This is a genomic window from Clostridium sp. KNHs205 (assembly GCF_000702945.1).
Lineage (GTDB): Bacteria > Bacillota > Clostridia > Lachnospirales > Lachnospiraceae > Anaerocolumna.
On sequence record NZ_JNLE01000003.1, the window covers coordinates 4,070,055 to 4,095,747 of the forward strand.

Consider the following 25,693-nt stretch of genomic DNA (forward strand, 5'->3'; position numbering starts at 1 on the left):
TTTGTTATTTTAAATGCTCATTCTGTTAAATAGTTCAGTATGTAGATTCTTTATGTTTTTTCCCTTTGCTAAAAAAACTATAACATACCATCTTTTATTCTTCAATACGCCCAAGTAAAGTTTTACTAAAACTTTACTAATGATTTATATAAGTAATTATAATAAAGAATTTTTATAATTAATGGTGTTAGTATATAAGTGTGGACACGAAAAGTTTAACACGATAAAATGTTTCATAGAAAGGTGTGTGTTAAACAATGTCCAAGAACGGTACCCGTTATTCGGAAGAATTCAAACAACAGATTGTTGATCTGTATAATTCAGGTAGCTCAGTTTCCTACTTGAGTAGTGAATATGGTGTCACAAATGTAACGATTTATAGTTGGATCAAGCAGCTATCTCCAGTCAAAGTATCAGAAAAAGAAGAAATTAACTCTAAAGACTACGAGAAAATGAAAAAACGTATCGCTGAACTTGAAATGGAAAATGAAATCTTAAAAAAAGCTACTGCCATATTCGCAAGAAAACGATAGAAGAAATCGTTACCTTCATCGAAAAATACAAAACCAAATATACCGTAAAGCTTATATGCAAAGCCTTGAAATTCCCTCGAAGTACCTATTATAAGGCTCTCGTTCGTGTACCTTCAAATCGACAGCTAGAAGCCGATAAATTTAAGGCAGAAATCAAGAAAATCTGGACTGACAGCAAAGCCAGATATGGTGCACCTAAAATTCACCAGGTACTGATCAGCCAAGGTAAATCAATTAGCCTAAAACGAGTACAACGATATATGATTGATATGGGACTTCGTTCCATTGTTATAAAGAAGTTCCGATATCACTCAGAAAGAATCACGACGGACCAAAAGAAAAACATCCTAAACCGTGACTTTCGTACAACTGGAATTAATCAAAAATGGTGTACAGACATTACCTATATCCATACAGTACGGGATGGATGGACCTATCTAGCTTCCGTCATGGACCTTCACAGCAAGAAAATCATTGGTTATGCCTATGATACTTCCATGACAGCCGAATTGGCTACGCAGGCAGTTAAAAATGCATGTTTAAATGTAAAGGTTACGGAAGGCATTCTTCTGCACAGCGATTTAGGCACACAGTATACCAGTAAGATATTTGAGGATTACCTGTCTCTCAAAGGGATTATCCATTCCTTTAGTCGAAAAGGAAATCCATATGATAATGCATGTATTGAATCCTTCCATTCCGTCCTAAAGAAGGAAGAGATCAATCATCATAAATACAGTGATTTCAATGCTGCCCGCAAGGTCGTATTTGAATATATTGAATCCTGGTACAATAGAAAAAGGATTCATGGTGCCATTAATTATTTGACTCCGCAGGCTGCTCATGAGGCTGCCTAAGCGGCATCAAAAGTTAAACTTTTTGTGTCTACATTATTGACACAAGTCCATTAACTTAACTTTATTTAAAGATTCCGTATAACTCCTTGCCAGAATACGCAGTTTTAATAAAGCAGTTATCATAAAAAGTGGGCGGTAAATAGTACATTACCGCCCACAAATTAATATTATTATTTTATTCCGCCTTACTTTATAAAGCGTTCCTCGTCCAGTTCTCTGAAAGCAAGGTTTAGTTCATCCTTTGTATTCATTACAATAGGTCCACCCCAGGCAATTGGTTCCTTTAAGGGTTCCGCTGAAAGTAACAGAAATCTGATACCCTTATCTTTGCTCTTTACATATACTCTTTTCCCTTTATCAAATAAGACTGCCTGCTTTTCTTTATATTCTTCTTTGCTGTCTGGTTCAAAGCTTCCTTCTCCATTAAGAATATACAAAAACAATGTGGAATCTTCTTCTGTTTCGTAATACCACTCGCTGTTTGCCCCCACCTCCACATCCAGATAAGTTGCTTTCACATATTCTGCTTTGAAAGCTCCGGAGGTGGTTTTGTAATCACCGGCAATGATACGGACGGTACTATTCTCTTCTTTGATTAACGGAATATCCTCATGCTTGATATCACCGTATTTAGGTGATACCATCTTATACCTGGCAGGGAGATTAAGCCATATCTGTGCACCCAGCATTCTTTTGGAAGGTTTCGGCATTTCCTGATGTATGATTCCGGAACCTGCAGTCATCCATTGGCAGTCTCCATTCTTAATAGTTCCGATATTCCCCAAAGAGTCCTGATGTTCGATTTCTCCTTCAATCAAATAGGTTATGGTTTCAATACCTCTGTGAGGGTGCCAGGGAAAACCTTTTACGTAATCTTCCGGGTTATAGGAATCAAATGCATCCATCATCAGGAAAGGGTCATAGTCTTTCGTATCACGGTAACCAATAACACGAACCAGTTTAACTCCTGCTCCGTCAACACCCGGTTCACCTTTTGTAATCTTTTTTATTTTTCTAATGTCACCCATCTAAATAATCTCCTTTCATTCCGCAGCAACACATTTCTATAATTAAGCTATAGCTCAGCCTAATTTTCTTAATACCTGTAAAAAGGTTTCTGTAGGCTGAGCACCTGATACTGCATATTTGTCATCTATTAGAAAATAAGGGACCCCTCGTACAGCATATCGAGATGCAGATTTCTGATCCTGTCTCACTTCTTCTGTGTATTTTTCACTTTCCAGTACTTCCATTGCCTCTTCCTTTGAGAGACCAACCTCTTCTGCCAGCCCTGATAATATCTGATGATCAGAGATGTTTAAGGACTCTTCAAAATATGCCTTGAAGATACGTTCTGTAAGCTCCATCCCTTTCCCCTTGATTTTTGCATACTGGGTCAGGCGATGTGCGTCAAAGGTATTGGTTGGTATAATATCTTCAAAATTATAGTTAAGACCCACTTCTTTTGCCTGGCTGATGATCTGACTGTTAGAGGCTTTGGCTTCCTCCACACTAATCCCATATTTACCAGCTATCAGCTCATGGAGGCTCTCATCATATTTCTTTTTTGCAGATGGATCAAGCTCAAAACTTCGAAAGCTTATCTCCACATCATCTTTTTTATCATAATCTTCTAATGCCAGTTCAAGGCGTCTCTTTCCCAAATAACAAAAAGGGCAGGCAAAATCTGACCATATTTCAATTTTCATAATAACTCCTTTCAGTGCCGAACAAAGCACATAAAATTAGCATCTCTGCTATTAGCTGCAAAATACCATAACTGTTTTTCTTATAATTTTTTTAAATAATCTAGTCTTTGTGAATAGGTCCTAGTCCATATGAATAACCTAGTCCTTATGAATAACCTAGTCTTTATAAATAACCTAATCTTTATGAATAACCTAGTCTTTATGAAAAGATACCAAAATTATAGTTTCCGATATATTAAATAAATCTCTTGCGTAAATATATTGTTTTCATTTAGATAGTATGCAATTCATTGGCTTAATTTTATACTTATTTTTTTCATCTGTCAACTATACGATACACCTTGATACTAATATGCCAATTATGAGAAGACGAAATACAACCTGATGTATGAATTATTGCAAATTAAAAAAGCCGATTCCATATGCAGAAATCGGACATAGATTGTTCGACAATACATATGGAATCGGTACCTCATTAGAAAATCAGCCTTGCATGCCTGTATAATTATTAAACCTAAGAGAAACTATGCCTTATTATCAATACAGTAATGTCTACAGAAAACGCTTTAACAGCTTGAATTTTCTTTCATCGAAAGGAGCATAACGTACAGGAATATCCATATTTGTTTTATTCTCAATGACACTTTTCTTATGAGAGAAGGTTTCAAAGCTGTATTTTCCATGATATCCTCCCATACCGCTGAAACCAATTCCTCCAAATGGCATATGATGATTGGCAATATGCAGAAGTACATCGTTAACACAGCCGCCTCCATAAGAAATTTCAGATATGAGTCGATCAGCTGTCTTTTTATTCTCTGTAAAAATATAGCAGGCTAAGGGTTTAGGTCTTTCTTTAATTATTTTAATAATATTATCCAACTCTGTGTAGCCTATGACCGGCAGTATGGGACCAAAAATTTCTTCTTCCATAATCTCATGGTCAAAATCTGCTTTCGGTAATATTGTTGGTGCTATCTTTTTATTCTCGGCATTTCTTCTGCCTCCAATTACTACCTTTTCCTCATCAATAAGTTTACATAACCGTTCATAATGATGGGTACTTATTATATTCGGATAACCATCCATTTTTTCAGCATCTTTATAACGCTTTTTGACTTCCTCCTGTAAATATAGGAGAAAGGTCTCCTTTACCCTCTCATCTACAACGATATAGTCTATGGTAATACAGGTCTGGCCTGCATTTAAGAACTTTCCCCAGACTATACGCTTGGCAGCTAATCTTAAGTTAGCTGTTTCATCAATTATACAGGGACTTTTACCGCCAAGCTCTAAGGATACAGGCGTAAGGTTCTCACTTGCGGCTTTCATGATAACTTTGCCGACTGCAGGACTTCCGGTAAAGAAAATATAGTCATATTTCTGATAAACTACTTCATCATAATCAATTCCCGGGTCGGCACAATAGATGTATTTCGACGGATAGGTTTCGTTTAGTATCTGTCTGATTACCTTTGCCGTATGAATACTGCTTTTTGAGCATTTAACCACAGCACAGTTTCCTGCTGCCATTGCACCGACTAATGGTGCCAGTGACAGATTGAAAGGATAATTCCAGGGTGCAAGAATCAGGGTTACACCGTATGGCTCTGAGTAGATATAATTCTTTGCCGGAAAAGTAGCAAGGGTACCTCTTACTCTTTGGGGGCGGCTCCATTTATCCAGATTTTTCAGCGCTTCCTTAATCTCCGTGTATACTATACTGATTTCAGCCATATAGGATTCAGCTCTGGATTTACCCAGATCTTTATATATCGCTTCCAGTATTTCCTCTTCTTTTTGATGAATAACCAAAAGCAGCCTCTTTAACATGGCTTTTCTAAATGGTATACTCTTTGTCTTATTGGTGTGAAAGAATTCCTTTTGTTTCTCAAAGATTTTACTAATCTCCATATCTCCCTCGTTTCTGTGCTTCTCTCCATAACTGTTTCTGCGAAAACAGCCTCTGCACAAACTGCTGAATGACTTAGTTTTCATATTTATCTGCATTATAATGTTATCCCCGGAAAATATCAACTATAACATGTTGCTAAACAAAAATAAAAACAGGATAAATCTCCTGCTTAGTATCTTCTCTTAGTTGTAAAAAAACCGCAGAAGAAGACAGATTGTTAAGAATCTCATCTTCATTCTGCGGTTCTAAATTAAAGGCCTGCAATTTATAAAGACCTTATAAAAGGCAGTGACCATACTCTTCTTTTACAAATCTTTCAAGAGCCTCTATACTTCTGAGAACTTTCTCTGTATCAATGCAATAAGCCATTCTGAAATATCCTGACACACCAAAATTATCACTTGGCACCAGTATCAGATTATATTTTCTGGCCTTTAAGCAAAAGGCAGCTGCATCTTCCTCCAGAGCTTTCGGAAAGATATAGAAAGTCCCCCCTGGCTTTACAACCTGAAATCCCAGTCTGACAAGACGATTCTCTCCGGCTTTTCACCTGCTGCGATTCTTCTGATATTCTCCCATATTAATCCGTATCCTCTTTTGAAACTGGAGGCAGTAATACCGCCGATATGGGGGCTGAATAATAACTTATCCTGTATTTCTTTCTGACACAGCAGTTCATTATCCGTTTGTACAGGCTCTCCTGCTATGGTATCAAGGGCTGCCATTACCAGCTTACCGGATTTTAACCCCTCAATCAACGCTTTTCCCTTTATCAGCTCCCCTCTTGAAGTGTTGATAAGAAAGGAACCATCTCTCATATTATTAATAAATTCTTCATTAATCAGCTCAAAGGTATCTTCATTTAAGGGCAGGTGAATACTAATCATATTACAGGTCCTTAAAAGCTCTGAAAGCTCCAGATACTTTACCTGATAATGCTTCTCTGCTTCCAGGTCTCTGCCGGATCTTGAAGTATAAAATACTTCCGCATGAAATGCCTTCAGGATCTCAGCCACGCATTTACCGATATCTCCAAAACCAATCAGCCCCACCTTGCAGTCTGATAGTTCCAAAAGGTTCCCGGTTTTCATATACCCTTCTTTTTTTTCAAGCTGCTTTCCCTTTCGTACTGCATCGTCACTGTTCTTCACATCCCGAAGCGCTCCAAGCATCAATAGCAGAGTTTGCTCAGCAACTGCCATTGCATTCATACCCTTGCAGTTACAAACATAAATCTGCTGCTTACGGGCAGCCTCCAGATCAAAATATTGAAAGCCAACACCTTCTGAATGAAGCATTTTAAGCTTCGGCATACTGCAAAGGAGCTCGCTGCTTATTCTTGCCATGGCATCGGCAATGATGATGTCCGCATCCCCTGCTGCCATAAGATACTCTTTCTCCGGTAAACCCACCGGCAAATCCACCAGCTCAAACTCAGGAAGTTGATCTTCCTTCACCGAATAACGCTCCAGATTGCCTTTCTTGCCTATATGTAATAGTTTCATCCCAGATCTCCTTACTTATTACTTCGTTTTATTTTTCTCCGGTTAAACTAATTATATTTATGTATTTGACACAGGTAAAGCGACACTTTATAATAAATATATTAATTTTTTTCACAATATCATGTTATATTCATTCATATAAACTTTTTCCTAATTTGAAAGGGACTATCTGGAACAGCCCAGAAATAAAACTAAGAGGAACGTTATGGATACAAAAAAAGTTGAGATTCTGCTGAATGCCCTGGAAACCGGCAGTTTATTAAAGACCAGCGAGAAGTACGGGTATACTCCTTCCGGTTTGGTTCACATGATGAATGCCATTGAGAAAGAAATGGATGTGAAACTCCTGGAAAGGGGTCATTATGGTATCCGGCCGACTGCAGAATTTAACAGGCTGAAACCTTACTTTCAGGATATGGTTCGATTGGATAAAAAACTTCATGAAGAAGTAGAGAACAGCAAACTGGCTGACAGAAAACAGATTCGTTTAGGAGCTTATACCAGTATAGCCAAGCACTGGCTTCCCGGAATCATAAAAGAATTCAATAAAGGGAATGCAGATATCACCTTTCATATTAAAGTAGATTCCATGCCGGAATTATATAAAGCTTTAGAGGAACAATCTCTGGACCTATGCTTATTATCCTACTTTTCAAAATACAAGTGCAGCTTTCATCCAATTGCCAGGGATTATCTCTATGCAGTTGTTCCAAGGAATGAAGCTCAGAATAACCCGGAAGCATATCCTATTAAAGCCATGGATAAGGTACCCTTTATCATGCCTTCCTATAACCAGGACGAAGACGTACGTTATCTTTTGGAGAAATATCATGTGCAGCCTGAGATAAAAGCCATTGCCGTAGATGATCCAGTGGTATTATCCATGGTATCCTATGGCATTGGGGTCAGCATCCTGTCCGGTCTGGTAATTGCGGGAAACAGGGAGGATGTGTCAGTTATTCCACTTTCGCCTCCTTCTTACCGGCAAATCGGGATGGCCACCAATAAGAACAGCCAGGAGCAGCCCCACATTAAAAAGTTAATTAAATTTATCAAAAACAACCCTCAATTGACACCGGTTTATTATCAGTAATTATATCTAGGGTATTGTAATATATGGTGTCAATTTGATTGGGTTATTCTGCTAATCCTGTGTCAGAGTCAGATTAATTTATCCTAAGCACCGGCTATTATATAGGTCTCACCCTGTTTCAGACTGATACTTATGTGCTTCTTTTCCCAGGCTACTTTTCCGGTAAAATCAGTCCTGGCTTTTAGAAGTGCTTCCTTAAGTTTTCCATTTTCCCAGCTTATTGCAATCTCAAGCCCTCCTTTTGCACACAAACCGGTTACTTCACCTGTTCCCCATTCTGCTGGCAATGCCGGTAATAACTCTATCACACCTTCATGACTCTGAACAAGCATTTCCGCTATTCCCGCTGTAATACCAAAATTGCTGTCTATCTGGAAAGGCGGATGTGCTCCCAGCAGGTTCAAATAAACACCGCCTCCTGCTGTATGGCTCTTATCATGGATATCCACAAAACGAATGGCATTATCAAGCACTTTCTTCGTATGTTCTCCGTCCCTGAGTCTTGCCCAAACACATATTTTCCAGGCGATACCCCAGCCTGTGGCTTCATCTCCCCTTAATTTCATGGTATTTATAACCGCAGGAATCAGCTCTTTCGTCTCCTGGTGATTTATACTGTTAGCAGGATAGAAACCATATAACAGAGAAAGATGTCTGTGAAGAGGCTCTGCTTCCTCATATTCCTTATCCCATTCCAGAAGCTGTCCTTTACTTCCCACTTTGTATTCCGGTAGTTTACAAAGCATGGAAAGACAACGATTTTTCAGCTCTTCTTTTTCTATAAATATATCCGTGACTTCTGCACACATTCCAAGGATGTCCTTATACATTCCTATATCCATGGCACTATCTGCGCATACAGCCAGTTTCTCTCCGTTCTCAACATAGTTGTTCTCCGGCGATGTAGTTGGATACAAAAGGATTCTTCCATCACGCTCAACTGCATAATCCAGAAGAAATTCTGCAGCACCGTAAATTACCTCTCGATACTCTCTTAAAAATTCCCTGTCTTTTGTATATTCATAGTGTTCCCAGATATGTCTCGTTAACCAGCTGCCCCCATGAGGCCAGAAAGCATAACAGACACTGTTGGTATCTGTGGACAGTTTACCCACGGCCTCTGTCTGTCCCCAAATGTCTGAGTTATGATGGGCACACCAGCCTCTGCTGTTGTAATTCTTGCCAGCTGTCCTGGCTCCGTTTTTAGCCAGCCTCTTAATGTAATCAAGCAATGGCTCATGGCATTCACTTAAATTAGTATTCTCAGCAGACCAATAATTCATTTCTGCATTAATATTAAGAGTGTAATTAGAGCTCCAGGGTGCTCTAAGGTGTTCATTCCAGATACCTTGAAGATTCGCAGGCTGAGAACCTTTTCTTGAACTTGATATCAATAAATATCTTCCATACTGGAATATTAAAGATATCAGACCATAATCACTTTTATCCCCTTCATATGCCTTAAGCCTTTCGTCAAGAGGAAGATTTTCTTTGCTGGCTCCTGCTAATTTGAGGCTGACACGATGAAATAAACTGTGATAATCTTTCACATGTGTTTCATAAAGCTTTAATATATCAAAAACCGGGAGTGCCTCAAACCTTGATAAAAGCAGCTGCCGGCAATCAATTCTGCTATCCTTTGGTGCGATGTCCATTCCATTATAATTCGTAGCAGTATTTATAATAAAAGTTACAGTATCCGCCTTTTGCACTATAAGCCTGCCTTCTTCATATCGGTATTCTCCCCCTTTAACAATGGGAAACACACCTGTACTAAAAGCCAGACCTATTTCTCCTTCCTTTTGATATAATAACGGCTCGGCGGTTTCATAATAACTGGGAGCCGCATAGGCCGGAGCATTTCCTTCCAGAAGCAGCAGCTCACCTTTCTCTATCTGGGTTGAGCTTATACTACAAGGATGCAGACTTTCAAGAAAAGCCTCCAGAGATACCTGCCCCTTTTTATCTGCTTTGATATGTAAAACCATAAGGTTGTCTGTATTGGAACAAAAAGCAGTTCTTTCATATGCTGTTCCATCTGCTGTATAAGACGCAGTTGCAACAGCATTCTCTATATCCAGTTCTCTCCTGTAATTCTCAGCCTTATCACCATGATGCATCATCAGTATAAAGTTACCTACAGGCTGATAGCTTTCTGTCCAGGTGGTCATCATATGCTTCCATAATAGTTCCTGTGCTTTGGTCTTCTCATTCTTATCAATAGCATCTCTTACCTGCTCCAGATAAGGAAATGTCTTCTCATCAGATTTATCCATTGGGTATCCCGACCATAAAGTATCATCATTTAAAGAAATTCTCTCTTTTCTGATACCTCCGTATACCATTCCCCCAAGCCTTCCATTGCCGATTGGCAGGGCTTCTTCAAACACTGTTGCTGGCTGTTTATACCATAATTTCATTTATTATGCCACCTTCCTTTGTTTTACAGGTCATTTCCATAACCGCATTTGTGTTATCCATTCTATTCTGTATGGATATCCATTACAACACGAATTATTAGTTATGAAATACCATAAAAATTAAGCGTCTGAAAACCAAGGAAGATTCCAGAGCCCTGGCAGCTGAAATAGTACTTAATTACTTACAGTTGATTATTTGGGCTCCAGTTATAATTTATATTATAATATTACTTTTTTAAATTTAGCAATAACTAGGTTGATTCTACAGATAAAATATGTTATAACATATTTTATCGAACGGAATACGTTATATAATATATTATTCGTTATTACATATGATCAAATAATGTTTCTTAATGTTTTTTTAGTTTAAATATCAACTTTAATTTTACTGTTCAATTTTTTGCTATAGTTTACAGCTTCAATCTTCCGCTACACTTTACAGCTTCAATTTTTTGCTATAGTTTACTGCTTCAATCTTCCGCTACACTATACAGCTTCAATCATTTACTGCTTTACTTTATTTGTTTTGCGGGAAACACTAAGATTACAGGAGGTTAACATGAATGAGATAAAACAGATTATTGCAGAACGGATGAAATTTATAAGACAAAACAAGAATCTGAGTCTGGATCAGGCAGCCGAACTGACAGAAATCAGTAAGGCCATGCTCAGTCAGATTGAAAGGGGGCAGTCCATACCTACTATCACTACCTTATGGAAAATCTCCGCAGGTTATAAAGTTCCAATCACTTATTTTCTGGAGGAAGAGAAAAAGGATTATACTTTAATGGATTTTATGGGTTCTAAACCTGTTTATGAAGAAAACCGCAAAATGCGCCTCCATCAGCTTTTTCCCTATAATCCTGCTCAAAATATCGAAATGCTTTATATTGAATTCGAATCTGGCTGTATTCACCATTCAGAAAAACATATGAACGGCGTAGAGGAATATGTATTCGTTCTCTCCGGCAGTCTTTTACTCTCACTGGGTCAGGAAGTTGTTTCAGTTTCTGAGAAACAGGCATTCCGTTTCCGTGCTGACCTTCCTCACAGCTATCGTAATTCTTCTGAAATACTCTGTAAGATTATTAATATTATTTATTATCCGCCAGCTATATCCGATGTATCTCATGAACTGAAGTTGGGAGAAAATTTATGAAAAAGGCTTTTTTACTTGGTATTGCAGGTTCTTTCTTCTTCGCATTTACCTTTATCCTTAACAGAAGCATGAACCTGTCCGGCGGCAATTGGATCTGGAGTGCCAGCTTACGCTATCTGTTTGCTTTTCCGATAATGGCTCTGGTAATCCGTCAAAAATATGGCTTCCAGAACATACATACAGAAATACGGATGCACTGGAAACAATGGATGCTATGGAGCATTATAGGCTTCGGACTCTTTTATGCTCCCCTTGCCTTTGCCGGTGATAACGGAGAGTCCTGGCTCATTGCCGCATCCTGGCAGATAACCATTGTAATGGGAATCATAACCGCTCCCCTTTTTGGTAAAAAAATTCCATACCGTAATCTGTTTGCTGCCGGAATCATACTGGCTGGTGTTTTCTTATTGCAGCTTCAGAATGTGAGCGGAGCTTCAAATAACAAGCTTACTGTGATTCTACTTCCTATTCTGGTGGCTGCCACAGCATATCCTCTGGGGAATCGCAAAATGATGGAGTTATGTAAAGATAGAATTACTACCCTGGAACGGGTATATGGTATGATTCTATGCAGCCTCCCATTCTGGTGTTTATTATCTCTCTTTGGTTTTATAAATGTGGGATTTCCAACAAATTCTCAACTGCTGCAGAGTTTTTTAGTGGCTCTATTTTCCGGAATTGTTGCAACTCTGCTGTTTTTCAAAGCCACGGATAACGTAAAGCATAATCAGAAACAACTCGCTGTAGTTGAATCAACCCAATCAGGAGAAGTTCTTTTTACTCTCCTTGGAGGAATCCTACTGTTAGGGGATCCTCTTCCTGACCTTACAGGCTTTGCAGGAATTCTGTTAATAATAACTGGCATGATTCTGAATAGTCTGCTATCTTCCCAGAAAATTTCAGCAAATAAAAAGAGCGGCTAAGCCGCTCCTTTTATTATTTTCTTAAACCTAAACGTTCAATTAATTTACGATAGCCTTCGATATCTGTCTTCTTTAAGTATGCAAGAAGACCCCTTCTCTGACCAACCATTTTCAGAAGACCTCTTCTTGAATGATGATCTTTCTGGTTCACTTTTAAATGCTCTGTTAACTCAGTGATCCTTGCTGTTAAAAGTGCGATCTGAACTTCAGGTGAACCTGTATCCTCAGGTGTTCTTCCGTAAGCTGTAATAATTTCCTGTTTTTTCTCTTTGCTAATCATGGATAAATCCTCCTTAATATTTTCAACGCCTGGCACTAAGATATAGGTCGGAGTGTCCCAAATCCTGGTACCGGTTATAAACGTACGCATATTATTGTAACACAGTCTGTACCATTTGTAAATCAATTTATTATTTGAATCTGTTTTATTTATTTGAATCTGTTATATCTATTTGAATCTGTTATATTCCTTAATTTAAAGCCGTTACCTTTAATAATCTTCATCCGTTGCATTTCATAAAATCTAATTCCGTACATTCATTTTAACTCTGTAGCATTCATTTCAACACCGTTGCATTCATTTCAATACCGTTGCATTCATTTCAACTCCGTAGCATTCACTTCATCTCCGTAGCATTCACTTCAACTCCGTTGCATTCACTTCATCTCCGTAGCATTCACTTCAACTCCATAGCATTCACTTCAACTACGTAGCATACACTTCAACTCCATAGCATTCACTTCATCTCCGTAGCATACACTTCATCTCCGTAGCATTCATTTTAACTCCATTTTATTCATTTTAATTTTGCTGCATATGGGAGCTCATTTCTAAAGTACTACCCTAAAGGTTCTGATTTCTAGAGCAGTTCTAATAACACCTTGTCAACGCTAAAGTAAAATGCTTCTTCACCAGCTGCCTCAACAAGTCCGGATTGCTCAAAAATTTTCATTACAGAAGGCTGAACTGATGAAAACAAGACCGATTTCCCATTTTCTTTCGCCTCTTTACAAAAATCCATAATTATACCTACGGAAGTAATATCAGCCATTGGTACACCTCTTAATGATAGTATAACAACTTCTCTATTACTTAAACCCTCCAGCTTTTTCTTAATGGAATCAGCCGTCATAAAGAACATAGGACCGGTTACATAGACAACACACCAACTTTTAACATCAGTCCCTTCTTTGCCGATTCTAAGAGGATCGACCTCCTCTACTGCTATCTGAATCGCCGCACTTCTTATAACAAACAAAAAGAGACCTAATAAAACACCAATCAGGATTGCTGTAGTAAGATCCAACGCAACAGTTGCTATCATGGTAATAAGATATTTTAGTACTGGTCCTTTCATTTTATGTTTAAACATGTATTTGATTGCAGACCATTCATTCATTTTAAAGGCTGTAACAATCAGAACTCCGGCTAACGCTGCCAGAGGAATTTTAGACATAACAGGGCTTAAAACGAACATGGCTATGAGCAGGCCTATGGCATGGATGATACCTGTAAGCCTTGTCTGTGCTCCGGATTTTATGGCAACGCTTGTCCTGGCAATCGCTGCTGTTGCAGGTATTCCTCCGAAGAAGGGAAGAATTATATTCCCGATTCCTTGAGCAATAAGCTCCTGATCACTGTTCATGGCTTTTCCAGCCATTCTGCCGGCAGATGCGCCGCAAAGAAGACTTTCAATCATACATAACATGGCAATACTGACAGCCGGTGAAAATACTCCTTCAATATGCTCCCAGGTTATCCCTGCAAAATGTAACCTTTCGGCAGGTAAAAGTGTCTGAGGTATTTCTCCCACCGTTTTGATATCCAGGTTCAGAAGAAGACTTCCACCGGTGGCAAGAATGATACCCAGGAGAGACCCGGGAACTATATTATTCCACTTCTTTGGGTAAAAGACCATTAAAAGGATTACAAAAAGTCCTGTACATAAGGTTGCAGTGTCAGGTGAAAAACCAAGTTTCGTATAGCTGAAGACTTTACCCAAGGCCGTAGTTCCCTGAGAATATACTCCAAAGAAGTTATCAACCTGACCCAAAGCAATTATAATAGCAATTCCAGAGGTGAAGCCTGTAATAACCGGTGCCGGAATAAAGGAAGTAATCCTTCCCAAATGTAATATTCCTGCAATCAACAATAGTATTCCTGCAATTAAAGTTGCAACAAATACTCCCTGCATCTTATATTGAGCTATTATGGACATTAAGATTGCTGCCATAGCTCCGGTAGGCCCGGAAATCTGATAAAAGCCACCGGAAAAAAAGCTGATGATTAGCCCTGCCACTATGGCTGTTATAAGACCTGATGCTGCATCGGCTCCACTGGAGACGCCAAAGGCAAGTGCAAGAGGCAACGCAACTGCTGTTACTGTAAGTCCAGCCATAAGGTCCTTACTAAACTTTGTAAAATTGTACTCTTTAAACTCATGTTCTAATTCTGTAAATAATGGTAGCCGCATATGTGTATTCTTCCTTTATGTAAGTTTCAAATGTAGAATAGTATATCACAACCATATTAAATTTCCAGAGGTAAAACATAAATTTTTTAGAGGTTTTTTATTAATTTTATGTTTATTTAATATTTAAGAGCTATCCAAAGAGGTTTTCAAGTTCCTCCTCTTGCAGTATTGTAACCATATCCCCTTTTATATCAATTAGGCCCTCTTGCTTCATCTTCATGAATTCTCTTGATAAGGAAGGTCTGGTGACACCTAAAAAGTCTGCCATTTCTTCTCGGTTCATGGACAATTTTATTTTATTATCCCCTTTGTTTTGCTTCAGGAGAAAGGCAGCTATCTTATGGCGCAAGGTTTCCCCTGAGAGAAACTGCAGTTTCTGATTAAGAAAATATGCCTTTTGCGCAAGGATTGTCAGCATATTATGGGTAAGTATCGTATGAAAACCGCAATTACTGCTGCAGTTCTTATAAAGAAAGGTTTTTGGCATCCATAATACTTTTGCAGGTGTCGCTGCCAGAGAATAGTAATCATATTCCTGTTTGTCCAAAAATGCATACACCTCTCCAAATAAATCTCCCGGATCACTAAAGGCAGCTACCAAGCTTCTTCTGCCGGAGGGTGAATCCTGGCATACGGATATTTCTCCCTCCAGCAACAGGTGAATATATTCCGGTTTGTCTTTCTGATAAAAAATAAAATCATTTTTCTGATAACTGCATATTTTGGCTTTACAGCAGATCAAAAGCTCGTTTAATTCATTCTCTTCTATTCCTGCAAATAATCTGCAGTGTTTAACTGCTTCGTGCATCCTTCTCCTAACCGGCCGCTGCCTGTCAGCAAATATCCGGCCTTTCTATCCTACTTTATTTATTATGCTTTTATTAAACATTATTGATAATACTTTACTTCGAAGTTATCTTATGCAATTCTATATATAATATTATATTACAGTAATCTATTGACAGCAAGTATACCTTGAAGGTATAATATATTGTATACAATGCAATTGATTCAAACCAATATGAAAGGATGATTAACTATGGAATTTTATGATTTTAATGTGAAAGATAAGAAAGGTAATGCAATTGACCTACAGCAATATAAAGGAAAAGTATTGCTGGTGGTAAACACAGCTACCCAATGCGGGTTGACACCTCAATATACAGCCCTTGAAGCAGTTTATGAAAAATATCATAAACAGGGTTTTGAAATCCTTGATTTTCCCAGTAATCAATTCAAAGAGCAAGCCCCCGGCACAGATGAAGAAATAGACTCCTTTTGTCAGCTAAATTATGGAACAACCTTCCCCCGTTTTGCTAAAATTGATGTAAACGGTGAAAACACTCATCCTTTGTATGCCTGGTTAAAAAATGAAGCACCAATTGATAAAGGTAACGATACCTCTAAAGCTTTTGAAGAAAGAGTAAGCAAATATACCCCAGATCTACAAGCCGCAGATATTAAATGGAATTTTGGAAAATTCCTCCTTGATAAAGAAGGTATGGTATTTAATCGCTATTCACCTGCCGTAGCTCCTGAAGAAATCGAAGCAGATATAATACAGCTGCTTAGTGAATAACCTAGTGGGCAGCCTGACATCTATATTACTCGAAGCCTGTTTAAATGAATCTCTAAACTATAAATTATAATATAGCTGTCCTGCCTCTATATGCCGCATCTGCTTGCAGATGCGGCACTGTCATAAGCCAGGGTTTATACTTTTCAAGAATTTACATAACACTACTGCCTGCCACAGTTTCCTTGTGGCTGCCAGGACAAGAAGTGTGAAATACTACCAGCCTTGCCTGGGATACTCTTCAATCCTGCAATAATAATGTAAGTATTCTTTCTTTTTTTACTTGATATTTCTGAACTATAAGACCATAAATAATACCCATTTTTAATTTTCTAAATAAAACAAGAAATGCATACAATTCTGATTAAATAAGTTGGTAATAAGTTTTTTCTTTTCCAATAGTAAAAAGTCTGGAATATAAGGCATTTTAACATATGAAATCAAGCATATAACATAAATCAGCCTGTATATTTTTTCTAACTAGATTATATTTTACGAAATAATGTTGAAAATACTGTAATATTTCGAAATGAAACAGAAATTTACAGATAATTCTCCAATAACGTCATGTTATCTTATCCCTTATTCCTGTAACATTAACTTATAAAATTTCTTAAGAATTATTAATAAAATCATTTATTCCTAGAGACAATCAAAAACTTTGATTCGTAAACCATGCTAGTAATCGGTAGTTTCTAAATGAGAATCTGCCGGTTCATTATACTTTAGCTTATAGTATTCTCCTACAATGCTATGGGTAGAGGGGTCTTTCATTAGCTCACTCAATGAATAAGCCTGCTGATAATATAATCGGCAGGTTTTTTCATACAACTCTGTCTGGTTCTCCATGTCTATTCTTTCCAAAGTAAAGGCTTTGTTTGTAATAAATCTGGACAGAAAATTTCCTTTTGCACATTTTAAGGCCAGTTTTATTGCTTTGTCACATATTTGGATTGCCTCCTCCAACTGGTCGTCTTCTTCCAGATACATGGACAGATTCTGTAGGATTAACAGGTATTGGACAGAATGATATTTCAGATCAATCTTACTATTTTCATAACTTTGCGAAACTGACAGCAGAATATCGATTGCCTGCTTCTTCTGCCCCGTATCAAAGGTGAGGATTGCAATCTGATTAAGTATAAATGCTTCCTGCCTGGAGAGTATGCAGTTGTATACAGCTTTATCTTTATAGTTTTTTAGCGTATAGCCCAGAGCTTTCTCCATTTTATTAAGTGCAGTTTTAATACCTATCTTCTTTGCCTGATAATGAAGAATCCCCTCCAAATAAGAAAGATACTGCTTATTTTCGTTGGTTTTTGCCGTCAGGAGCTTCTTAAGTCTCATATAAGATGCCCATGCATTTTCAATCTGATGGCCAAACAGTAGTCTGTCAATATCTCTTTTCGTCTCTAAAATATCATAGGTCTCCGCCTCAATGGTACTGTTATAAATATCCTTTTCGATACCAAGCCGTTCTGCAATCGCTTCATAATTCTTATTCCTGGGGGCTCTTTTGCCGGATTCTATTCTGGATAAGGATTCCGCTGCACATATGTCACTGCTTAAATTCTCCTGGCTGATTTTTACCTTAACCCGGTTAGCTTTTATTAATTCTCCCATTAGATAGATATCATTTTGTATGTTCTTAACAATAATGGCGGTATCGGATAGGAATAATAATTTTATATCATATTCATCATAGACTTTTAACAAGGAGGCCAACTGCAGGCTTATTTTCTTTTCCTTTACATCCTTGCCGTTCTTATTGAGAATTTCTACATATAATAGAAGTAAGTCCGCCAAACCAACGATTACGCCGTTTGAAGTTAAGATATCAATTGCTTTCTCGCATAAATCCTCAGCTGAAAGATAATTTCCCCTCTTAATATAAAACTTTACCAGAAGATATGCTGCTTTGGGATACACTTTGACTTTTTCTTCTTCATCGGTATAACCATTGTCTATATATTCTATCAGTTCTTTTAACCTGACTATAACATCATAGGTCTTATTCTTTTTTGCATATGACATGGAAATCAGAAGAAACAGATCAATTTCTTCAAGACTTAACAGCTGCCCTCTGAGCTCACCGTATTTCCAATTCGGAAGGGTACATTTTAGTGCTGACAGGAATTTTTCCAGAGCCTGATCAATGTCATTTCTATCTTCATAGTCTAATATTCCGCTTACTTTTAATACAAACTGCTCATGCAGATTTCCTTTACATTCCTTCTTATCCTGGTATTCCAAAAGTAATTTTTCCGCAAGAGCATAATCTTTATAAAACAACGCTTTTTCAATTTCTTTTCTCTGCTCATAGAGAAAATAATCTTTTTCTGCCAATAACACTTCAAATTTATCGGGAGACTTCCCCAATCTTTGAAACAATGCATCCATCAGAAATTTATCAGGTATCCGCTCGCCCAATTCTATCCTGGATAATGTCGCAATGGAGCATAAACCTTTGCTTAGCCTGCCTTGCGAAATATTGTTTCTCGTACGTAATATATGTATAAACCGCCCTATGCTGTTCTGCTTCAAACTCACACTTCCTTTTTCCATTGACATAAAACTACAATACTAAACCAGGTATCTGCCTATTGTTAATCCCCGAAAACAGTAGGTATAATTGCGGTATAACATTATTAAAATATGGGAGGATTTTTTCATGTTTCAATTTAATTCTGACAGCGGTCCCATATGTGCTGCATTTTCCTTATACATGAACTCCCATATATGCTTTATAATTCCTGCCTACAATATCTTTCGCATGCTGGGCCGGTACCGGTTTACTAATTAGATATCCCTGAATATTATCACATTTGCATTGCATCAGATAAGCCAATTGTTTACCGGTTTCCACTCCTTCTGCAATAACCTCGATGTTTAATTTATGTACCAAGGAGACTATGGATTCCGTTATTTCTTTTTCAATACATTCCTTGTCCAGATCCTTTATAAAACTCTGATCAATCTTTAAAGTATCAATAGGGAGCTTTTTCAGGTAGCTTAAGGAGGAATATCCCGTACCGAAATCATCCAGTGATATCTTAACTCCCATTTTTCTAAGTTCTTCAAACATTTCAATGGTCGTTTCAAAAGAGCTGATCAAGGTAGTTTCTGTGACTTCCAATTCCAAAAGTTCTGCTCTTAATCCGGTTTCAAGCAATATTCTTTTTACAAGCTCTACAAAATCCAGCTGCCTTAATTGTACTGCTGAAATATTAACAGAAATGAGGATATTCTCACCCTCACTGTTAATTCTCTGAGCTTCTTTGCATGCTTCTGCAAGAATCCACTGACCTAAGGGAACTATTAGCCCTGCACTTTCCGCAACCGGTATAAATTCCATAGGAGAGATTATTCCAAGCTCTTCATCCGTCCAACGTACCAAAGCTTCAAAGGCTCTTATCCGACCGGTCTGCAAACACACCTGGGGCTGATAATGAAGTGTAAATTTATTATCTTTTAAAGCTGAGCGCAGATGACTCTCAACCGTTATCCTGTGAAGCATATCCGTTCTCATATAATCCTGAAACATCTGTATGGTATTCTTACCAATGTTTTTAGACCGATACATGGCAGTATCTGCATTCTTAAGCAGTTCTTCGCCATTGGTCTCATTACCGCGATACATGGCTATTCCCATACTGGGACTGATATTAAAGCGATATCCATTAAATAAAAATGGCTCCAGTATTTTATCCTTTATGCGCTGGCAGAAATCAAAAACCTCCGCCTCACTGTTAATATCGGTAATCATCAGTGCAAATTCATCACCGCCAAGCCTTGTTAAGATATCCTGCTTTCTGATGTAATCCTTTAATCGACTTGCAAGAGATTGCAACAGATTATCCCCCGTACTATGCCCAAAGGTATCATTTACATCCTTAAAATTATCCAGGTCAATAAAAATTACAGCGAGCATCTTATCCTTCTGCACAGCCTCAGCCAGCGCTTTTTCAAGCTCCTGCAAAAAAAGGCTTCTGTTAGGAAGATCCGTTAATATATCGTGATAGGCTAGATGCTCCAGCTCCAGCTGCTGCTCTTTCAATTTCGTCAGATCCTGAAAAGAACCTGCCATTAAATAAGGTTCTCCGCTGCAGTCAAAAAGTATTTTACCTGTTGATTTTACCCATTTATAAGTACCATCCTTGCAACGAATCCGGTAGTCTGACTCAAACTTATCTAGTATTCCATTGGAATGTTCTTTCATAAAACTGGTTACACGGTCTTTATCTTCCGGATGAATCAAATCCAGAAGGTCAGTAATACTTTTGATATCTTTGGACGTATATCCTAATACATCTAAAAATCTGTGTGATATCATATATTCATCTTTTGCTACATCAAGGTGCCATATACCTTCTGCAGAAGCCTCAAGCACCAGACTGTTGATTGCTTCACTTTTCTTAAGCTTTTCCATGCTCTCAATCAACTGGTTGTAATTATGCTTTAATTCTTCCTCCTGAGCTGTCACTTCTTCATAGAGGGCAGTAATCTCCTCGTTTTTTAGAAACAGGACCTCATTCTGCTGTTTTAATTCCTCCTCGGAAGCCAGTATTTCTTCATAAAGTGAAGATAATTCTTCATTTTTCTTGTTAAGCTCTTTCTCGCGTAAAATATCCTTTGTAACATCCTGCATCACCCCTAGCACTTTAGTGGGTCTGCCCTCTGAATCTTTCTCTGTTTCCGCAAGAGAATGGATGAACCTCTTCTCCTTCTCTTTTGTTTCTATTTCATAGATGAGATCATATGGAGTATCGGCCTCCAGCAGCTTTTGTAACGCATCATCAAGAATTACCCGGTACTCCGGAAGCGGAATTTTCTTTGCGACCTGGAAAGGAATATAGGGAGTCGTCCGATCAAGACCATACATGCTGAATGCTTCCTCTGACGCCCACAAGGTATAATCTTTAAGATCCAGTTCCCAGTTCCCGACTCCGGCAATTTTCTGGGCTTTGTTAAGCCGCTGCTCATTGGTCTTAATTTCCGCACCAAGCAGGGTAAGGGTTTTATTTTTTTCACTCAGAGCGTCAGCTTGCAGCTTTAGTTCCGTAATATCTATGAAAATCACAGCAAAATAACCAATCTCCGGACAGTAGGCATTTACTCTGTACCACCTGTTAAAAGCCCTGGAATAATCCTCTACGCTGTCTGACTCACCTGTAAGCGCTACCTTACCATAAAACTCGATCCAATTCATTGTATCTTCGTTTATACTGGGCTCTACTTCCCGAATTGTACGTCCGATTACCTGCGCTTTACTGAGGCCCGTATATTCCTCAAAGGCTTTGTTAACATCAATGAATTTGTAATCAACCGGGTTGCCGTCTTCATCGGTAACGATACTGTGAAGCGCATAACCACTTATCATATTTTCAAGAATTGCTCGGTTATATTTCTCTGATATGTCCATAGGCTTTCCTCCTACTATCCTAATGCCGATACCAGACAATTAATACTGTATTTATCTGGTGCTGATTTTTTTCATAATACCATACATCGACAAATTAGTAAATATATCCTAGAAGAAATGTCACATTTGCTTATTTTTCCATACTTCTTGTAATTTCTTCCTGTCTTTCTCCAAACAACAAACTTTTATTGTAAGTATAATATTTATCTGAACCATGCTCCGCTATAAACCTGGCACTGTAATAATTCACTGAAAGCTCTGTTACAAAAATAGCCAGCTCCTGTCCTTCACCAAAAGCCGTTTCAAGGAAGATAAATGTATTCTCAAGCTCACTGCCGGTCTTTTTGATACCTGCATTTCTGTTGTCCTTATCTGCCGCAAAGAGCTCCTTGACTACCTCCCCGGCTGTTTGTGCATTGATGTCCCTTCCTCTTAGATTTTCAAGGTATTGTTTAAGCCTATGAAGTTTTTTTCTTATTACAATTTCATCATTGCGGTTAATGAGGCCTTCTTCTTTTCTATGGCGTAAGTTCTCCTCTTCGCTTTCAATGAGTGTCTTAAGCTGTATTATGGGATTCTGTCCGTCTAACGTTAATAATTCCAGGTATTCCTTTAAAGACTCAAATAAGGTTTCCATATAACTTTCTGTTCTTACAGCCTCTAAGAAAGAACGCCCAAGTCTGCCAAGCAGCAATCCAACCATATTCAATCTTTCATCAAATGGTGCAATTTTCAACCCATGAAGAAGATGATCGGAATATTTCCCCTGTAGAATCTCTTCTATCTTATAATCCTTACGGTATTTATTATATAATTCATAGTAATTGGAGAAATCTTTCGCAATTCTATCATGCTGTATATACTCATAAACAAATTCTGCATCAACGGGAATTGAAAGCTCTTCAAGAACCACTAACATTTCGGATAAATCCTCCCAGCCTCTGGCAGTTGAAAAGAATACACCATCGGGGGTGGTTTCAAATCGATAGAAATTCTCTCTGCGTATATCCAGATAATGAATGACTGCAGGATGAATTGCCTGTTTATAAGCATATTCTTTCCACACCTCAAAATCCGGATCAATCTCTATTTTACGTACTCTGTCCAAGGTTACGGAGTCAAATTCCCTTACTGATTTGTTATACTCCGGAGGATTACCAGCTGCTATAATTATCCAGCCCTCAGGTACCTTCTGATTACCAAAGGTTTTATATTGAAGGAATTGCAGCATGGTTGGTGCCAGTGTTTCAGATACACAGTTGATTTCATCAATAAATAGGATTCCCTGGGACAGTCCGGTTTTCTCCTGTTTTTCATATACGGAGGCTATGATCTCACTCATGGAATAATCAGTCACTGTATAATTCTTACCGCCATACTCCTTTTTTTCTATAAAGGGCAGTCCAACTGCACTCTGCCTGGTATGATGGGTAATGGTATAAGCAACCAGTGCAATATTACATTCCCTTGCCACCTGCTCCATAATCTGTGTTTTTCCTATACCTGGAGGTCCCATAAGTAAAATTGGACGTTGTCTCATGGCTGCTATTTTATAATTTCCATTTTCATCACAGCTTAAATAGGCTTTAACTGTATTTATAATCTCTTCTTTTGCGCGTTTGATATTCATATAACTCCAATCTGTGTGCTTTGGCACACTTACATTTCCTGCTTCCCTTTTAAGTCTTCCGGCTCCAAAATCAGTTTCATTGCCCAGGAAGGGACTTCTGTATCCTCATAATTCTCTGATAAAAATACGAAAGCTGTAGCATAAGGTGGTTTTTTTCTGGGATATATGCCTTTACCGTCAGTAAAATATAACAATCCTTTCAGATGCTTAAAGGCTTTTTCTTCAATCAATTTCTCAACATAGGCAAAAACCGGTCTAAAGTCCGTACCTCCGCCGCCTTTTAATTCAAGATGTTCCATATAACCGATTAACTGCTCCTGATTGCTGATCAGCACATCGGATTGTATGGTCTCATCACATTGTAATATATGTATGCTGGTCTTACGAAAGAAACTCTCTGTCTCCTTTAATACCTTATAGGTCTGCATCAGAAACTCCTGCACCAATTCTCCGGAACAGGACATTGAGGTGTCCACCGCTATTACGAATTCTTCGATTTTCCTGCTTTCTCTGGTTTCCTGATATTCAATCAAAGGCAGATTACCATATAAGCTTAATCCATAAGTATAAAAGCTTAAGTCAAAGGAATCCGTATCTACCACCGATTCTTCTTTCATCACAGAAAATTTTCGCAGAAAATCCCTATAATCATATTTCTTACGATTCTCCACCTGAAGCTGCTCCAGAAAACCTTCCACGTCCTCTGCCATATCCTGCGCCTGGGTTTCCAGATTCGTTTGTAACTTCTCATTGATATCTTCCCATTTCTTCTCCGGTGTACCAGGCATCGGAACCTGGGTTTCTTCATTTTCCTGCCAGAAGGAATGATCATCTATACGAAATTCATATTCCAGCTGCTGATACTCCCTATCTGACATTTCAGTCTTTTCCAGGAGATTGTATATTGCCTGTGCAGTAGGCAGCTTAAGCTTTGCTTTCAGATTCTCATAGAATTGCCTGCGGTATCTGCTCCCTGCCATTCTTACACAATAATAACGAAAGCTGTCGATCATATATTCCATCGCGATATCACAGCTGATATCCCACAGCCTCTTATTGCTGCCATAGGGTCTAAAGGGATGTTTGTAGATACAATGCAGTATCTGATGGAGATATATGCGGTTAACCCATATTCGTCCTTTTTGGTATACCTCCTGCAGAAGGGAGGGTTCATAATACAGGGAAATACCATCCGTACCCACCAGCCGTATTTCCTCTTTCGCCTCAAACCTAAGGGCACTTAGAGCAAGATCCAAATACCGCATATATACTGTTAATTCTGTTCTGGCAGAAGATAAAATCTGAACACCGGAAGTTTCTTTCTTTTCCTCTATACCCATGCCTTTTTCTCCTTTTTACAAATCAAATTTATGATCAGCCGCTTTTCTGCTTTCTTCGCCTAAACTCAATAAAACGGCAGTACATTCCGGCTGCTTCAGACGGATAGAGGCTTTTAAGGCAAAATCCATCATATCCCTGGTTAGTATGTCTTCCAGTTTCAGAGAAGAAAGACCTTTTGTATTGTTTTCCTCAAGATACCTGATGATAGTATCCTCCTTATGTAATCGCAGGTACTTAATATACAGCTGTTTATAATGTTCTGACAAACCTGCCGGATAGTTCAGGCGGCACAAGGCAATAGATAATGCGGTTCTGCTTTCGTTTTGTATTTCTGGTGCCTGAAACAACATATCATATTGAGATATATTCAGAATTCCATTCTCAAGGCATTGCCGGTAACGATATCCGGCACCATGTATCTGATAGTGAAAAACTCGTGCAGGCGTGTTCTCTACAGATTCTTCATAGTATTCCGGAAAGATAAATACTGCTTTCTCATCTTTTCCCTCAAAAGTAACGGTCAGCTCGCTTTGTATCTCCCTCAAAAACCCAGCCAGCCCTGTTGGGGAATCACATTTTGTTCGAAAGGTCAGTTCCTTTAGACTGTCACAATTCATAAAAGCACCGTTTCCGAAATCAATACCCCCTTCCCCCAGATTTATATGTTCAAGTTCTGTGCAGTTATAGAAAGCATATTCTCCTATCCGTTCTAAATGCCCTGGCAGATAGATTACTTGAAGCTTCTTTCCTTTAATAGTCTCTTTTACGCTTAAAGGGGTATCCATCCCCTCTATTTCATACTCATAAATTTCTTGCTCATTCAATTTCCTGATATTATCTTCAGGTGAAGAAAAACTGTATGGACCAATGCTAACAATCGGCTTGCCATTTATGTCCTCAGGAATTCTTACATACCTTTCTGTTCCGGTACAGGAGAGAACTACTGCTTTTTCATCATATAGTTTATATTTTATGCTAAGTGAACCTTCTATTTCCTGATTCATCAATCACTACCCCTTTAATATCGCTATTCAGATGAATATTATACCCCAAATTATTCGTTTAGAAAACCGTGAATTCCCAAAAAAATTCATATGAAAACCAGAAGCAAAAGAAAACCCCACCGATTTTCA

General features: G+C 38.3%; 18 protein-coding genes. 5 read left to right on the forward strand and 13 right to left on the reverse strand.

Going from position 1 to position 25,693, the window contains the following annotated elements; genetic code table 11:
- Positions 1-257 precede the first annotated feature (257 nt).
- Positions 258-1,390, forward strand: a protein-coding gene (locus BR73_RS28390; RefSeq protein WP_242860626.1) for an IS3 family transposase whose coding sequence is annotated in 2 segments (ribosomal slippage) — positions 258-504 and positions 504-1,390 — 1,134 coding nt in all. Because the reading frame shifts where the segments join, the coding sequence is not laid out codon by codon here.
- Between the two features lie 185 nt (positions 1,391-1,575).
- On the opposite strand, the gene BR73_RS0116820 is transcribed toward BR73_RS28390, so the two are convergent.
- The 4 genes from BR73_RS0116820 to BR73_RS0116835 all read right to left on the reverse strand — a co-directional run bounded on the left by BR73_RS0116820 (position 1,576) and on the right by BR73_RS0116835 (position 6,519).
- A complete protein-coding gene (locus tag BR73_RS0116820) occupies positions 1,576-2,418 on the reverse strand; it encodes a pirin family protein (protein ID WP_033166487.1) in 843 nt (280 codons plus the stop codon).
- A gap of 54 nt (positions 2,419-2,472) precedes the next feature.
- The gene (locus BR73_RS0116825; protein ID WP_033166488.1) at positions 2,473-3,099 is read right to left on the reverse strand and encodes a DsbA family oxidoreductase; all 627 of its coding nucleotides are present in this window, start codon (positions 3,097-3,099) and stop codon (positions 2,473-2,475) included.
- Between the two features lie 552 nt (positions 3,100-3,651).
- Positions 3,652-5,097: an aldehyde dehydrogenase gene (locus BR73_RS0116830; RefSeq protein ID WP_347463451.1), complete on the reverse strand. Its 1,446-nt coding sequence runs from the start codon at positions 5,095-5,097 to the stop codon at positions 3,652-3,654.
- Between the two features lie 417 nt (positions 5,098-5,514).
- Positions 5,515-6,519 carry an NAD(P)-dependent oxidoreductase gene (locus BR73_RS0116835; protein WP_033166489.1) on the reverse strand — a complete coding sequence of 335 codons (1,005 nt, stop codon included), beginning with the start codon at positions 6,517-6,519 and terminating at the stop codon, positions 5,515-5,517.
- Positions 6,520-6,724: 205 nt separating this feature from the next.
- Between BR73_RS0116835 and BR73_RS0116840 the strand changes: the two genes are divergently transcribed.
- Positions 6,725-7,612, forward strand: coding sequence for a LysR family transcriptional regulator (locus BR73_RS0116840; protein WP_033166490.1), 888 nt, complete (start codon positions 6,725-6,727; stop codon positions 7,610-7,612).
- An 83-nt stretch (positions 7,613-7,695) separates the two neighbouring features.
- On the opposite strand, the gene BR73_RS0116845 is transcribed toward BR73_RS0116840, so the two are convergent.
- Positions 7,696-10,032, reverse strand: a complete 2,337-nt coding sequence (locus tag BR73_RS0116845) for a glycoside hydrolase family 95 protein (RefSeq protein WP_051685265.1) — start codon at positions 10,030-10,032, stop codon at positions 7,696-7,698.
- A 562-nt stretch (positions 10,033-10,594) separates the two neighbouring features.
- On the opposite strand from BR73_RS0116845, the gene BR73_RS0116850 reads away from it, so the two are divergent.
- Together BR73_RS0116850 and BR73_RS0116855 are read left to right on the forward strand one after the other, a co-directional pair.
- A complete protein-coding gene (locus BR73_RS0116850; RefSeq protein ID WP_051685266.1) occupies positions 10,595-11,194 on the forward strand; it encodes a helix-turn-helix transcriptional regulator in 600 nt (199 codons plus the stop codon).
- A complete protein-coding gene (locus BR73_RS0116855) occupies positions 11,191-12,117 on the forward strand; it encodes a multidrug resistance efflux transporter family protein (protein ID WP_033166491.1) in 927 nt (308 codons plus the stop codon). Before BR73_RS0116850 ends, BR73_RS0116855 begins: the two co-directional genes overlap by 4 nt.
- Before the next feature lie 13 nt (positions 12,118-12,130).
- Here the strand turns inward: BR73_RS0116855 and rpsO are convergent, their stop codons facing one another.
- From rpsO to BR73_RS0116870, 3 genes are all read right to left on the reverse strand, one after another.
- Positions 12,131-12,397, reverse strand: a complete 267-nt coding sequence (gene rpsO / locus BR73_RS0116860; protein ID WP_033166492.1) for a 30S ribosomal protein S15 — start codon at positions 12,395-12,397, stop codon at positions 12,131-12,133.
- A gap of 580 nt (positions 12,398-12,977) precedes the next feature.
- Positions 12,978-14,591 carry a SulP family inorganic anion transporter gene (locus tag BR73_RS0116865; RefSeq protein WP_033166493.1) on the reverse strand — a complete coding sequence of 538 codons (1,614 nt, stop codon included), beginning with the start codon at positions 14,589-14,591 and terminating at the stop codon, positions 12,978-12,980.
- Positions 14,592-14,721: 130 nt separating this feature from the next.
- Positions 14,722-15,399, reverse strand: a complete 678-nt coding sequence (locus BR73_RS0116870; protein ID WP_033166494.1) for a Crp/Fnr family transcriptional regulator — start codon at positions 15,397-15,399, stop codon at positions 14,722-14,724.
- 231 nt (positions 15,400-15,630) lie between these two features.
- Between BR73_RS0116870 and BR73_RS0116875 the strand changes: the two genes are divergently transcribed.
- On the forward strand, positions 15,631-16,170 hold the full coding sequence (locus BR73_RS0116875) for a glutathione peroxidase (protein WP_033166495.1): 540 nt from the start codon (positions 15,631-15,633) through the stop codon (positions 16,168-16,170).
- A 675-nt stretch (positions 16,171-16,845) separates the two neighbouring features.
- Here the strand turns inward: BR73_RS0116875 and BR73_RS27540 are convergent.
- The 5 genes from BR73_RS27540 to BR73_RS0116900 all read right to left on the reverse strand — a co-directional run bounded on the left by BR73_RS27540 (position 16,846) and on the right by BR73_RS0116900 (position 25,564).
- A complete protein-coding gene (locus BR73_RS27540; RefSeq protein ID WP_051685267.1) occupies positions 16,846-18,711 on the reverse strand; it encodes a helix-turn-helix domain-containing protein in 1,866 nt (621 codons plus the stop codon).
- Positions 18,712-18,886: 175 nt separating this feature from the next.
- On the reverse strand, positions 18,887-21,589 hold the full coding sequence (locus tag BR73_RS0116885; RefSeq protein WP_051685268.1) for an EAL domain-containing protein: 2,703 nt from the start codon (positions 21,587-21,589) through the stop codon (positions 18,887-18,889).
- A 130-nt stretch (positions 21,590-21,719) separates the two neighbouring features.
- The gene (locus BR73_RS0116890) at positions 21,720-23,219 is read right to left on the reverse strand and encodes an AAA family ATPase (protein ID WP_033167556.1); all 1,500 of its coding nucleotides are present in this window, start codon (positions 23,217-23,219) and stop codon (positions 21,720-21,722) included.
- A 29-nt stretch (positions 23,220-23,248) separates the two neighbouring features.
- Positions 23,249-24,559 (reverse strand): VWA-like domain-containing protein, encoded by a 1,311-nt coding sequence (locus tag BR73_RS0116895; protein WP_033166496.1) that lies wholly within the window; start codon positions 24,557-24,559, stop codon positions 23,249-23,251.
- A gap of 15 nt (positions 24,560-24,574) precedes the next feature.
- Positions 24,575-25,564, reverse strand: coding sequence for a leucine-rich repeat domain-containing protein (locus tag BR73_RS0116900; protein WP_033166497.1), 990 nt, complete (start codon positions 25,562-25,564; stop codon positions 24,575-24,577).
- Positions 25,565-25,693: the final 129 nt, after the last annotated feature.